This is a genomic window from Peribacillus sp. YIM B13482, from assembly GCF_042787975.1.
GTDB classification, from domain to species: domain Bacteria; phylum Bacillota; class Bacilli; order Bacillales; family DSM-1321; genus Peribacillus; species Peribacillus simplex_A.
The window spans coordinates 111,221-123,708 of record NZ_JBHZPF010000003.1 but is presented as its reverse complement, the minus strand read 5'-3'; the positions used below and the strand labels follow the sequence as shown (position 1 = coordinate 123,708).

15 protein-coding genes are annotated in these 12,488 nt (G+C 40.6%); 3 read left to right on the top strand and 12 right to left on the bottom strand.

Annotation, left to right across the window (positions count from 1 at the left end; genetic code table 11):
• Positions 1-47: 47 nt before the first annotated feature.
• From ACFX4L_RS03570 to ACFX4L_RS03555, 4 genes are read right to left on the bottom strand one after another with little or no spacing between them, the layout of a single operon-like run.
• On the bottom strand, positions 48-536 hold the full coding sequence (locus ACFX4L_RS03570; RefSeq protein ID WP_034308117.1) for a YpuI family protein: 489 nt from the start codon (positions 534-536) through the stop codon (positions 48-50).
• A gap of 22 nt (positions 537-558) precedes the next feature.
• Entirely contained in the window at positions 559-975 is a 417-nt protein-coding gene (locus tag ACFX4L_RS03565; RefSeq protein WP_061463924.1) for a hypothetical protein, read from the bottom strand.
• A 55-nt stretch (positions 976-1,030) separates the two neighbouring features.
• Positions 1,031-1,612: an SMC-Scp complex subunit ScpB gene (gene scpB / locus ACFX4L_RS03560; RefSeq protein ID WP_061463925.1), complete on the bottom strand. Its 582-nt coding sequence runs from the start codon at positions 1,610-1,612 to the stop codon at positions 1,031-1,033.
• A complete protein-coding gene (locus ACFX4L_RS03555) occupies positions 1,599-2,366 on the bottom strand; it encodes a segregation/condensation protein A (protein WP_061463926.1) in 768 nt (255 codons plus the stop codon). The genes scpB and ACFX4L_RS03555 overlap by 14 nt, the downstream gene beginning before the upstream one ends.
• A gap of 216 nt (positions 2,367-2,582) precedes the next feature.
• Between ACFX4L_RS03555 and ACFX4L_RS03550 the strand changes: the two genes are divergently transcribed.
• Positions 2,583-2,675, top strand: a complete 93-nt coding sequence (locus ACFX4L_RS03550) for a YjcZ family sporulation protein (RefSeq protein ID WP_081108854.1) — start codon at positions 2,583-2,585, stop codon at positions 2,673-2,675.
• A gap of 163 nt (positions 2,676-2,838) precedes the next feature.
• Positions 2,839-3,375: a DUF309 domain-containing protein gene (locus ACFX4L_RS03545; protein ID WP_377382983.1), complete on the top strand. Its 537-nt coding sequence runs from the start codon at positions 2,839-2,841 to the stop codon at positions 3,373-3,375.
• Positions 3,376-3,402: 27 nt separating this feature from the next.
• On the opposite strand, the gene ACFX4L_RS03540 is transcribed toward ACFX4L_RS03545, so the two are convergent.
• Complete coding sequence (locus ACFX4L_RS03540) at positions 3,403-3,747, bottom strand: GNAT family N-acetyltransferase (RefSeq protein WP_061463928.1); 345 nt, start codon at positions 3,745-3,747, stop codon at positions 3,403-3,405.
• Positions 3,748-4,327: 580 nt separating this feature from the next.
• Between ACFX4L_RS03540 and ACFX4L_RS03535 the strand changes: the two genes are divergently transcribed.
• Positions 4,328-5,197, top strand: a complete 870-nt coding sequence (locus ACFX4L_RS03535) for a DUF1002 domain-containing protein (protein ID WP_377382981.1) — start codon at positions 4,328-4,330, stop codon at positions 5,195-5,197.
• Between the two features lie 37 nt (positions 5,198-5,234).
• Here the strand turns inward: ACFX4L_RS03535 and lysA are convergent, their stop codons facing one another.
• From lysA to sigF, 7 genes are all read right to left on the bottom strand, one after another.
• Positions 5,235-6,563, bottom strand: a complete 1,329-nt coding sequence (gene lysA / locus ACFX4L_RS03530; RefSeq protein ID WP_317777349.1) for a diaminopimelate decarboxylase — start codon at positions 6,561-6,563, stop codon at positions 5,235-5,237.
• Positions 6,564-6,853: 290 nt separating this feature from the next.
• Entirely contained in the window at positions 6,854-8,338 is a 1,485-nt protein-coding gene (locus ACFX4L_RS03525; protein WP_377382977.1) for a spore germination protein, read from the bottom strand.
• On the bottom strand, positions 8,295-8,900 hold the full coding sequence (gene spoVAEA / locus ACFX4L_RS03520; RefSeq protein WP_377382975.1) for a stage V sporulation protein SpoVABEA: 606 nt from the start codon (positions 8,898-8,900) through the stop codon (positions 8,295-8,297). Before spoVAEA ends, ACFX4L_RS03525 begins: the two co-directional genes overlap by 44 nt.
• Positions 8,901-8,943: 43 nt before the next feature.
• On the bottom strand, positions 8,944-9,366 hold the full coding sequence (locus ACFX4L_RS03515; RefSeq protein WP_377383020.1) for a stage V sporulation protein AB: 423 nt from the start codon (positions 9,364-9,366) through the stop codon (positions 8,944-8,946).
• Positions 9,356-9,979 carry a stage V sporulation protein AA gene (locus ACFX4L_RS03510; protein ID WP_061463934.1) on the bottom strand — a complete coding sequence of 208 codons (624 nt, stop codon included), beginning with the start codon at positions 9,977-9,979 and terminating at the stop codon, positions 9,356-9,358. The genes ACFX4L_RS03515 and ACFX4L_RS03510 overlap by 11 nt, the downstream gene beginning before the upstream one ends.
• A gap of 149 nt (positions 9,980-10,128) precedes the next feature.
• The gene (locus tag ACFX4L_RS03505; protein WP_377403953.1) at positions 10,129-11,418 is read right to left on the bottom strand and encodes an NCS2 family permease; all 1,290 of its coding nucleotides are present in this window, start codon (positions 11,416-11,418) and stop codon (positions 10,129-10,131) included.
• 298 nt (positions 11,419-11,716) lie between these two features.
• Positions 11,717-12,484 (bottom strand): RNA polymerase sporulation sigma factor SigF, encoded by a 768-nt coding sequence (gene sigF, locus ACFX4L_RS03500; protein WP_061463935.1) that lies wholly within the window; start codon positions 12,482-12,484, stop codon positions 11,717-11,719.
• Positions 12,485-12,488 lie beyond the last annotated feature (4 nt).

Sequence of the window (12,488 nt, the reverse complement as noted above, 5' to 3'; positions counted from 1 at the left end):
ATTTATAGCTAAAAAAACAGCTAGGCCTGTTAAGCCTAGCTGCTTCTCTATCTTGACTGTAACATTTTCGTCCGGTAATCCGTTTCATAAAACTCCAATTCTTCACGCATGGTCTGGAATCCACTTTCCACGGCCTTCAGAATGGAGATTATGCTGTCAGGTACACTTTGGTGAAATTTAATCGAGTTTTTGCCTGTATAGGCAGATCTGCTGTCCTCAAACCACCGATCTGATTTTGGGGAAAAGTATTCTTCGATACATTGATGATAAACTCTATAAAGCGTCTTTTCAGCTGCAGCTTTATTGAAAACATCATTTTTCAGAACGATTTGGCAAGCCTCCAAGCCCTCTTCACAACTTACAAGCATTCTTCTTAAACTAGAAAGGATCCCTTTATAATAGGTTTCATCCCCGCTTTTTTCCTCTTGCAGCTTAGAATAGGTCGTCTCATTTATAAATTCTTCTAGTTGAGCCACTGTCGTTTCTAAAAACCCTTTTACATCCTCAAGCTGAGATTTTACCAATGTATTCCCCAACCGTGAACCCTCCTCAAAATGATTAAGATTGAATATAATAGTCAACATGTGATTCTATATCATATGGTTTAGCTTGGTCAATAGATATAAACACTTTCTCCAATTTTTCAAAATCTATATTTTCGAAATAACCAGCCAGCTCTTTTTCTGCATTTATATATATACGTTTTCGGTTAACCAGGCTCGGGTCTTTGAGTAGACAGACCATGGCAATGATATCGGCCATATAAATATCCCGGTTAGGGCTTTTGAATAGAGGATTGGCGGGATATGGGGTCCAAAGAGTGACCATCTCATCAAAATAGCGAAGATACAGTACATTCAGCGTCTTTTCTTCTCCATCCTTTATGTATTGTATAACGGATCGATTAAAGAAGTCCTCAGGTGAATTTGACTTTTCCTTTTCAAGCCCAAATCCATTGCATGCCACAATTCGCACCCGCAATCCCCCCGCATTCATTTTTTTCTATATTATCACAATTCAGGAAAAAATGTTATTCGATTGTTTGCTGAAATTTTTCAAAAAACAGATCGGCTTCACCATTTTCAAAGCTATCATCCGAATTATCCGCGAGCGGCGGTAATTCATCTATGGAATTCAGGCCGAAGTAATCCAAAAACTCTTTTGTTGTCCCATATAAATAAGCCCGGCCGGATCCTTCAGCACGTCCGACCTCTTTTATTAAGACTTTCGTGACAAGTGTATGGATGGGGCGTTCCGTTTTGACCCCGCGAATTTCATCAATTTCAGCTCTAGTAATCGGCTGCTTATAGGCAATGATTGCGAGTGTTTCCAAAGCTGCCTGGGACAAACCTTGTGTGCTTGTCGTTTCCACCAGTCTTTTCAGGTAATCCGAGTGTGCTTTTTTTGTCGTCATTTGATAAACACCCGCTATTTCGATCACTTGAATCCCGCGTACATCCGATATATATTCTTCCTTTAAACTTTCAACGATGTCTCTTGCTTGATATTCCGTAATTTCAAGGACAGAGGCAATTTGTTTGACGGAGAGTCCTTCATCTCCTGTTGCAAACAATAATGCCTCAAGAATCCCTTTCCAATTAATAACTTCCAACTTGCTCTACACCTTCCTTAGCAGCAATCATAATTTCCGAAAAATTATCTTCCTGTTCAACGATGATTTCATTTAGTTTCATTAATTCCAGTACTGCCATAAAAGTGATGACGATATGCTCTTTAACCGGAAGCGAAAACAGTTCAAAAAAACTTTTCTTCCCTTTAATTGATTGTAACTCAATCATGATTTCATCCATTCGTTTTTCTATCGATATCTCTTGTTTCGTTACTTTCGTGTAAAGCGGCTTTTGTATTTTTTGCCTTCGGAGCAGTTTTTGCAGAGCTCCGAGCATATCGTATAGACTTATATTCAACTCTTGTTTATCACTTTCCGCTTCTTTAACATATACAGATAAATCACTTGGGGGTTTAGTGAACATCAGGCTGCGTTCTTCTTCCATCCCTTTAAACTCTTCAGCTGCATACTTATACTTTTTATATTCTAATAGTTTCTCCACAAGCTCATCCCGTGGATCTTCTTCAAATATTTCCCCATCTTCATCAATCAATTGTTCATCTTCATGCTTTGGAAGCAGCATTTTACTCTTGATGGCAAGCAGTGTTGCAGCCATCACCAAATATTCGCTGGCCACATCCAATTCCAGGTGCTGCATCGTATGGATGTATCCTAGGTATTGATCTGTAATATCAGCCATCGGAATATCGTAGATGTCTATTTCAAGGCGATTAATCAAATGCAGGAGTAAATCCATCGGACCTTCGAAAGCGTCAATTTTTATATTATAACCCATTAAATTACCCCATTTAAATCTAATTGGCCGATAATAGGCCTATTTCTTTTACTAATCAAGTATAGTGGATTGCCGCCCTTTATCCAATAATAATAATTTAGGACCTTAGAAAAGTTCTTAAAAGGGATTTGTGAAATTGGGTCAATGCCCAATCACATTCTCAAATCCTACATAGTCTAGAAATGTAAGAACAGCAGAACAAAGGAGGTACTTATTATGGGTGCAGGTGGTTTTGGGCACGGCGGCGGTTTCGCGTTTATTGTAGTATTGTTCATTTTATTAGTTATCGTCGGTGCTAGTTGGTGTTAATTGACTTATTAGTCAAGCTGATTGCCTTGCAATCGGCTTTCTTTATTTTCCAAGAAAAAATTCTATGCTAAACTTAGGGAGTATACATGGCGGATATTTAGCTATGGAAAATGGCTTTTAGCCTTACCTTGGATGATTTCATCAAACAAAAGGGGTGCTCTTATTGAATTACGCGGAAGACTACCTTTATTTCCTTGTCCATTTCCATGGAACAAGGGATTACTTCGAATGTCATGAAATTCTTGAAGAATATTGGAAGGAAACCGCTCCAAAAGAACGTGACTCCCACTGGGTCGGGCTCATCCAAATTGCGGTTGCCCTATACCATGATCGCAGGGAAAACAAAAAAGGGGCTGCAAGGACACTTGCTAAAGCCCTTGCAAATCTCCACTCTAAACAAGCCGAGCTCCTGAAATTGGGGCTCGATCCAGAAAAACTGTTCAAATTGCTCGAGGACACACATGAACGGATGTTATCCCAAAAGCCATATGAAAGCATTAATCTTCCAATAGCGGATCAAGGGTTGATCGAAAAATGCCAATCCATGTGTTTGCAGGAAGGGTACATATGGGGCGAAGGTAGCGACATGGCTAATTTATCAATTGTTGATAAACATTTATTGCGCGACCGTTCGGATGTCATTTCTGAAAGGGCTCGGCAGCTATCCCTTCGAAAAACAGGAATGGAGGACCGCCCTTAAAGGTGATCCTCCATTCCCACTTTCATATTAGACTTCTTCACACCTGTCAAGAAAGCTTTCCGTAAACTCATTTGCTTTTAGTTCTTTATCAGGATATTGCTCCTTGATGGCCCTTACCATCGTTTTACCGATACCTTGCTTCCGAAAGGATGGATTTACAGATATATGCTGTATCTCAATGTGGGTTGGAGAGACTTCTATTCCGATCAAGCCCGTAATCTCTTCATCTTTCCATAAGAACAGCTGTAGGTTTTCATCCGTTTCATAATTCTTCATCGTATTCCGAAGCGTTTTTATCTCTTTTTCATTTGGCATGAAAGATAATAATCCCATGGCAAACTTCTCATAACTTTTCTTATACTTAATCAACATAATATCCCTCGTTACTAAATAACGTTTTTATTATCTACCTGTTTCTAATTAATTCGCTTAGAATAATAAGCTCACATATAACATTTCCATCATACATAAAAAATTCGTTCGTTTCAACATCACTTTCAGCACTTGATTTATCGATGTGCTATGTGCTAAGCGATAAACAGCCAATATATGATTCCCCACATCAAAGCGATAATAAGCATCATAAGTAAAAGAGTTTTATTGCTTTTCCTCATCCCATACTCCTTTTATGAATGGTCCAAATATTTAAATAACGAATTCATTCTACTATAACTTAACACAATCTGACAAATATCCTTGCAATCTTGCTTCGATTTTACTACATTGGTAAAGTGACCTTAGATTCATAGAGTGCATAATAGGTATAAAAGACAAGATGCAATCACTTCCTCCTTTGAAAGAGCTATAGCTATTTTGTGCTATATAAATATTTTTCAGGAAAATATGTATCCTTTTTATCCTTTGTTTCGTCAAATACTATGAATCTTTATTTAAAACGCCGCTCTTTTAATGAAAGATCTCAATTCAGCAGGAAAAGTTAAGGAGGATTATCATGAAAAAAACGAATAAATGGGTCTTTTTAACCATTTTTTTATGTCTATTATTGCCATATAAAGCTTTTGCAGATGCAGCTGTTGGTGAAATGACCGTCACACTAGGAGAAAATTTGACAAGTGAACAAAAAAATATGGTTTTGTCAGAAATGAAAGCCCCTAATGATGTTGAGGTTCTAACGGTTACAAATGCGGAGGAACATGAATACTTAGGAGACTATATCGCCAGCCGGCTGATTGGTACAAAAGCTATTTCATCCTCTGCCATTACTTTGGAGGAAAAAGGCACTGGCCTTAAACTGGAGTCGAAAAACATTAACTGGGTCACAGACGAAATGTATATCAACGCATTGGCAACTGCTGGAGTAAAAGATGCTACCGTTTATGTCACCGCACCTATACCCGTTTCCGGTACAGCAGCTTTGACAGGGGTCATTAAAGCCTATGAAATCTCTTCAGACAAGAAGATTCCGGAAGATGTGAAGCAGGCAGCGAATGAAGAAATGGTAAAAACAGCTAAATTGGGTGATGAAATCGGTACAGAGGAAGCCTCTGCACTGGTAACGAAAATCAAAGAGGAAATGGCTGAAAATCCTCCGGCCAACACTGAAGAGGTCCGCGAGGTTGTCGAGTCTTCAGCAAAAGAACTGGGAATTGCCTTAAATGATAATCAAGTTCAAAGTTTAATTGATTTATTCAATAAACTAAAAGAATTGAATATTGATTGGAACTCTGTCGGGGATCAGCTTACTGCCGCTAAAGATAAGCTTTCCAATTTTCTTGAGTCCGAAGAGGGTCAATCATTCTTAGATAAATTGAAAGAAGTCTTCAGCAGTTTAATAGACGCGATCAAATCTTTTTTCAGCTGATTTGAATAAAAAAAGGATGGCACATGCCATCCTTTTTTTATTCTTTATTGACGACGGCCGCTTCATGAAGGGCCAAATCCAAATGGATAAGATCTTCGTACGTCTCACGTTTGATGACCAATCGGGCTTCTCCTTTTTCGGCAAAGACGACAGCCGGTCTCGGAATCCGATTGTAATTATTCGACATGGAATATCCATATGCCCCTGTACAAAAGACTGCCAAGACATCACCGCGTCCGGCTTTTGGCAATGGTAAATCCCAAATCAACATATCTCCGCTTTCGCAGCATTTCCCAGCAATGGACACTGTCTCTTCTACAGGGTCAAGTGGGCGGTTTGCAAGAATTGCGTCATACTTCGCTTCATAAAGAGCTGGACGTATGTTATCACTCATGCCCCCGTCAACGGCAATATATTTACGGACATTAGGCACTTCCTTTTCAGAACCGACCTTATACAAGGTCACCCCGGCGTCTCCGACTAAAGAACGGCCAGGTTCAATCCAGATTTCAGGCATCACTAAATCAGAGTCAGCAATCAGGTTCTGCACTTCCCTAACGATTTCTTCTACATATTGAGATGCCGGAAGCGGGTCGTCCTCTTGTGTATACCGAATTCCGAATCCCCCTCCAAGATTCAATACCTTTGGTTGAAACCCTATCGAACCATGCCATTCATTTAACTTGCCGATAATTTTTTGGGCCGCCAGAAGGAAACCGGTCGTTTGAAAGATCTGGGAACCGATATGGCAGTGGAGTCCAAGCACTTCCAGAAACTCACTTTTCAGCGCTTGTCGAAGGGCGCTTTCCGCCTGTCCGTTAATAAGATCAAAACCAAATTTCGAATCCTCTTGCCCTGTCAAGATATAATCATGCGTATGGGCTTCAATTCCTGGTGTTACACGAAGAAGGATTTTCACCTTTTGTTCACGGCTTGTACAAATTTCTTCCAAAAGTGCCAACTCTGAAAAATTATCGACTACTATACAGCCAATTTCATAATCCAAAGCCATATGAAGCTCTTCTTCACTTTTGTTATTTCCATGAAAGTGAATGCGTTCAGTTGGGAAATTTGCCTTAATTGCCGTATACAATTCCCCCGCTGAGACAACATCGAGAGAAAGTCCTTCTTGATCAGCCAACTGAATCATGGCAATCGAGGAGAAAGCCTTACTTGCGTATGCAACTTGTGCTGAGATCCCCAATTCTTCAAAAGTTCTCTTGAACCCTCTTGCCCGTTCACGAATTAGCTCTACATCATAAACATATAATGGAGTGCCAAATTGTTCGATCAGTTCGATCGTGTCCACTCCGCCAATCTCCAGATGTCCACGTTCATTGACACCACTGGTTCCGTACAAATGCATGATAGCCTCACCTTCCTGACTTAAAACTAAAGATTGATAAGAATGAGGCAGCCTCAAATAAAGCAACCTCATGCAAGTGAAAAAGGGGTGTCCATATGAACAAGCCTCATCCGAATCAATCGATATATCCCATTGGATATTGTTCTCTATGACTGCTTCGTAGTTCGAAGGGAAAGACAGATTGGTTTAACTTCAAAGAGCCATAAGCGCTCTATCTCTTTGTGAAGCCTTAACTTTACCGCTTTTTCCGAATAAAATTAAATTACCACAACTTTTCGACAACATCAACCTTAAGATTTTCTCGGCTGCCTATATTTATCCTGGGGATGCACAATACTAGGACGCTCCACAGCTCCTGGATAAGGTCTTCTTAATAGCATATGTGACATACCCTTTGGCTGAAAGGGGATAAGCGGCCATAAATAAGGTGTATTTAACGTTTTTATACTAGTAAGCAAAATAATGTAGAGTGTGATGCCTATGATTAAGCCAGGCACTTTAAAGATAGCAACCAATACTAGCAATACTAAACGGGAAATTTTATTCGCAACCCCCAATTCTAAACTTGGAGTGACAAAAGTGCCGATTGCCGCTACGGAAGCATAGAGAACCACTTCAGGAACAAATAGGCCAACATCTATCGCTATCTGTCCAATCAAAACTGCCGCAACCAAGCCCATAGCCGTAGAAAGCGGGGTCGGGGTATGAACGGCTGCCATCCTTAAGAATTCTATTCCTATATCGGAAATGAAGATTTGGACCACAATTGGTATATGCGTTTTATCATTTGGTCCGATAAACTCTAACTTATCCGGTAAAAGCGATGGTTCCAAAGCAAACAATAACCATATCGGCAACAAATATAACGAAACGAATATCCCTAGAAAACGTGTCCAGCGCACCAACGTTCCAACAGCAGGTGCCTGCCGATACTCCTCAGCGTGTTGCATGTGATGGAAAAGAGTGGACGGAGTAATGATGACACTCGGTGACGTATCCACATAAATCAGGACATGACCCTCAAGTAAATGTGTTGCCGCTACATCAGCCCGTTCCGTATACCTTACAAGCGGGTATGGGTTATATCCTTGCTTGACGATGAACTCTTCGATCGTTTTATCAGCCATCGTTATGCCATCAACCTCAATGCTATTCAATTCCTTACGAACGATATCTATTAAATCAGGATCGGCAATATCTTCTATGTAGCCGATGGATATATCCGTTTTCGAACGCTCCCCTACGTGCAGCATTTCAAATCGTAATCTTTCATCCCGGATTCTTCTTCTTGTTATCGCTGTATTAATGATGATGTTTTCGACAAAACCATCCCTGGATCCACGGACGACTTTTTCCGTATCGGGTTCTACTGGCTGTCTTCCGGGATAACTCCTGACATCAACAACCAATCCTATTGGTTTACCATCGACAACGATGACTATTAATCCTGATAATACCTTATCAACCAGCTCATCCATCGTCGCTAATTCTTCAACTGATTGGTGTACGAGCAAGCCTTTGATTACATCAAAAACTTTTCCACTCATGATATCAGAATTCTTATTATGGATTAGCGAGTCCAAGATTCCAATGATGTACTCGGTATCCGTCAGGCCGTTTATATAGTAAAGATGAACATCTTTTCTTAAGACCTTTACCCTTCTTACTCCTAAATCGAAGCTGACGCCCAGACCTACTTTCTCTTCCATATACGCGTCAACTTCCGCTACCCTATTCGGAATCGGTTTCATGTTTCGAGGTTTTTCTGAAGTCATCATGACCACTCCTTTCCAATATGATTTCGACCGCTAACTTCGTGATCGGTGCTCCTCTTTTAAAATCATCCTGATGGGACATTTTTCCGATATCCCCTATCCCTACAACTATGGGAACTTGTAATTGATCGATGCAATACACTGTATCTCCTGTAATCTTGCCCAGTTCAAATTCCTCAGCGCCGTATTTATCCACCCCGTTCGGTGTCAAATTACCATCCCGGTCAATACAGATATCCACCTTGGTCCATTCTTCCCTTCTAGTCTTTGAAGCGACCGCTATCACGCCAAGGACATTAATATCAGGATGTCCGGCAACTACCTTCATTGCCTGTTCGCCTGATCCTTCACCGATAAAACCGCTATCATCAAACATGACCAATACGGGATCATACTTTGCCTTTTTTATTAATTCAACAAGCTCCAAGCCAGTATATCGTGATGGATTACCTTGGGACATGGAGATACATCTTCCCCCAATTTCCTTGGCTACAAGCTCGACAGCCCGTTTAGCATACTCATCTCCATCCGTAATCAATATCACTTTTCGTTTGGTCACCATCTTGGGCCTACCTTTCATCATCAGGAATTGTTACCTCATAAACTTATAAATCGCCAAAATAAATCCATTGGAATAATGATCCGGCTATTTTCCCCAATACGAGTGCCATTAACAGATAAATGATTTTCTCTTGAATACCGATTCGCTTAGACAGAATCGGAAATACATTCAGGACTTCAGTTAAGGCAGCAGCAAGCATCCCATTAAAGATCCCGTCAGCCAAGCCGATCGGAATTAACAAAAGTTTCGGGAGGGAAAGTTCCGTTTCCTGTAATCCGAACCATGTTCCTGCGACAACGCCGGCAATGATGGCCCCTTCGTAGAAATGTATCATTTTCATTGTTTTTGTCAGCTGAGTCAGTCTCGGAATCACCCCAAGTACAGTTAAAAACGCTACAAAACCGGCACCTGTCGCGAAACCTCCAGCTAAACCGACAAAGATTCCGAAGATAATTTTACCTGTCATCAAGATGGCGCACGTTCTCCCTATTTTCATTCATGGTTACATAATTGTCCAAATCCTGCTGATAGTTGAACATTTCAACCTCGAGCGGACTAGGTTCCTCATTGAAGCGTTTTTTAAAAAAGTGATTAAAAAATAAGATCATGCCTATACCAAGGCCGAAACTATATGGGATTTGGATCAGCAACGGCTTTTCTTCCACTTTTCCCGTTATAATAGTAAAGATTTTTTGGTGTACTTCCCCCATACTTACATCCACATGAAAATTCATGATAGTCATCCCGCCGCCGACAAACAACAGGAACCAGACTAAGGCGAAAGTTAGGAATGACATTTTCTTTTTCGAGAGAATGACTTCGATGATCGTTTGGGAGGGCCCGAATGTCTCCACTTCAATAGTTGGATCCATTTTGCGAATGGCCATGATAACTTGAGCCAAATCAATGACAATAATATTCTTATCTTCCTTCTTGACCGTTAATAATATGATGTCCTCGATTATTTGAATTACTTCTTCAGGTCCGATTATCCTTGCAATATCTTTTATCCTCACCGTTTGATTTCCATTTACTTGTACACGGTTCCTCATCCTGATATATACAACTGCCACTTCCATCACATCCCGACCTTTTATTTCCTTATGCTAGTAGTATGGATTGGAAACAGATTGAAAATGCAGGAAGTGACCCATGTCCAGATATTACTAATTGAACAAAAAAAGACACGCTGCAATGACAGCGTGTCTTTTTGATTTTCATTCATAAATTAATGAGTGGGGAAGAAAATCAGCTGAACCAAAAATATCAATCCAAAAATATAAATGAGCGGATGTACCGATTTTCCTTTTCCACTGAATACCTTCATAAGTGGATATGTTATGAATCCGATCGCAATCCCTGTAGATATGCTTGAAGTAAGCGGCATCGTTAAAATGATCGCAAATGCCGGAAATGCTTCATCGAAAATTTTCCAATTGACTTTAGCCAGGCCTTCCATCATAAAACATCCTACGATGATCAATACGGGAGCTGTGATTGCTTGAACTGAAGAAATTGCCGATATTAATGGAGAAAAGAAAATCGATACAGCGAATAGGATTGCCACAACAGTAGCAGTTAACCCCGTTCGTCCGCCTGCGGCCACTCCTGTGCTCGATTCAACGTAAGCTGTTGAAGGACTTGTTCCAAACATCGAGCCGACTGTCGTCGCAATCGCATCACCTAAAAATGCTTTCTTTGCACGAGGGATTTTCCCATCCTTCGTTAATCCTGCCTGTTCCGTCACACCAATCAAGGTACCTGTCGTATCAAAGATCGTCACAAGTAAAAAGGCGAAAACAACTGAATATAAAGAATGCGTGAAGACCCCGGCAATATCGATATCGAAAAATACCGGTGTTGGAGGTACAGATAAGATTCCATCAAAGTTGAGCAAACCGATAAAGTAGCCAATGATTGCCGTAATGATCATACCAATAAAAATTGCCCCTTTAATATTACGGGCCATAAAAATCAAGGTAATGAATAAGCCTGCTAACGCTAAAACGGTTCCAGGCTGATGCAAATCGCCAAGAGTCACCATCGTTGATTCATTAGGTACAACGATTCCAGCGTTTTTCAATCCGATGAACGCAATGAATAAACCAATACCGGATGTGATTCCATATTTTAATGAGTTAGGAATCGCATCAATTATCATTTTACGCAAGCTTGTCACGCTAATTAATAGAAATAGCAAACCTGCTATGAAAACCGTACCGAATACGGTCTGATATGAGAGGCCCTGAGCCCCCACTACGCTGGCGAAATAAGCATTCAAACCCATCCCTGGCGCTATTGCAATCGGGTATTTTGCTACCAGCCCCATGATAAGGGTACCGATCACCGCTGATATGACTGTTGCCATGAAAACCTGTTCAAATGGAATTCCGATTGAAGACAATAAAGCCGGATTCACAATAAGGATATAAACCATAGTTAAAAATGTCGTAACACCCGCCATGACTTCTGTACGGACATCCGTCCCATTTTCTTTCAGGGAGAAAAACTTTTCCATAAACATATTTAGACCTCCAGATCTAAAGGAAACACCGACAACCGTTTGCACGTAAAGACAAGGTGTCCTAATATTGTACTGCATCAACGCTTTTCCTTATAAATTATTCGTTGAAAGAAGATAAAAAAACGAATGAAAAACGCGACCTTTACTATAATATTCGTTTTCAATTCTAAATTCAACTAAAAAATGAATCCACTCATATTTTCATTTTTATCTACCCGGATCACTGAGGGAATTACTATTACTTTTTCCTAAAAACAAGATTTATCTCCAGCCCCAAAAAAAACCACATGAATCACTGATTCATGTGGTTTTTCATTTGCTGAAGAATCTTCTTTTCCAGCCTTGACACCTGAACTTGGGAAATACCAAGCCTTGCCGCTACTTCCGATTGCGTCTGATCTTTGTAATACCTCAGGAAAACAATCAGCCTTTCGCGCTCATTCAATTCATGTATGGCTTCTTTCAAAGCGATTTGATCAAACCAAGATGTTTCGTTATGATCGGCAATCTGGTCAAGAAGAGTAATGGGATCTCCATCATTTTCGTAAACCGTTTCATGGATGGATGAAGGGCTTCTGCTAGCTTCTTGGGCCATGATGATCTCCTCTGGCGACAGCTCAAGGTGTTCCGCCAATTCATTGACAGTCGGAACGCGGCCATACGTCTTGGAAAGCTCCTCCTTGGCCCTGCGAATTTTATTCGCCATTTCCTTTAAAGACCGGCTTACTTTAACCGTTCCGTCATCACGGATAAAACGTTGGATTTCACCAATGATCATTGGTACAGCATACGTTGAGAATTTCACTTCAAACGATAAGTCAAATTTATCCACGGACTTCAACAAGCCTATACAGCCAATTTGATAAAGGTCGTCCGGTTCATAACCTCGATTGAGGAATCTTTGCACGACTGACCATACAAGCCTAAGATTGCTATTGACAATCAGGTTCCTTGCATCTTGGTCACCGCTCTGGCTGCGTTGGATTAAATTCCGTAATTCCTCATCTTTTAAATGGGGCTGGCCTTTCTTGCTCTTCTGGTTTTTAACCTCCACATCCATATGC

Bases quoted from the DNA above. Each gene is read 5' to 3' on its own strand.
- ACFX4L_RS03555 (WP_061463926.1), bottom strand. From the start codon at position 2,366: ATGGGTTATAATATAAAAATTGACGCTTTCGAAGGTCCGATGGATTTA.
- ACFX4L_RS03550 (WP_081108854.1), top strand. From the start codon at position 2,583: ATGGGTGCAGGTGGTTTTGGGCACGGCGGCGGTTTCGCGTTTATTGTA.
- ACFX4L_RS03540 (WP_061463928.1), bottom strand. From the start codon at position 3,747: ATGTTGATTAAGTATAAGAAAAGTTATGAGAAGTTTGCCATGGGATTA.
- ACFX4L_RS03535 (WP_377382981.1), top strand. From the start codon at position 4,328: ATGAAAAAAACGAATAAATGGGTCTTTTTAACCATTTTTTTATGTCTA.
- lysA (WP_317777349.1), bottom strand. From the start codon at position 6,563: ATGCATTTGTACGGAACCAGTGGTGTCAATGAACGTGGACATCTGGAG.
- ACFX4L_RS03525 (WP_377382977.1), bottom strand. From the start codon at position 8,338: ATGACTTCAGAAAAACCTCGAAACATGAAACCGATTCCGAATAGGGTA.
- spoVAEA (WP_377382975.1), bottom strand. From the start codon at position 8,900: ATGGTGACCAAACGAAAAGTGATATTGATTACGGATGGAGATGAGTAT.
- ACFX4L_RS03515 (WP_377383020.1), bottom strand. From the start codon at position 9,366: ATGACAGGTAAAATTATCTTCGGAATCTTTGTCGGTTTAGCTGGAGGT.
- ACFX4L_RS03510 (WP_061463934.1), bottom strand. From the start codon at position 9,979: ATGGAAGTGGCAGTTGTATATATCAGGATGAGGAACCGTGTACAAGTA.
- ACFX4L_RS03505 (WP_377403953.1), bottom strand. From the start codon at position 11,418: ATGGAAAAGTTTTTCTCCCTGAAAGAAAATGGGACGGATGTCCGTACA.
- sigF (WP_061463935.1), bottom strand. From the start codon at position 12,484: ATGGATGTGGAGGTTAAAAACCAGAAGAGCAAGAAAGGCCAGCCCCAT.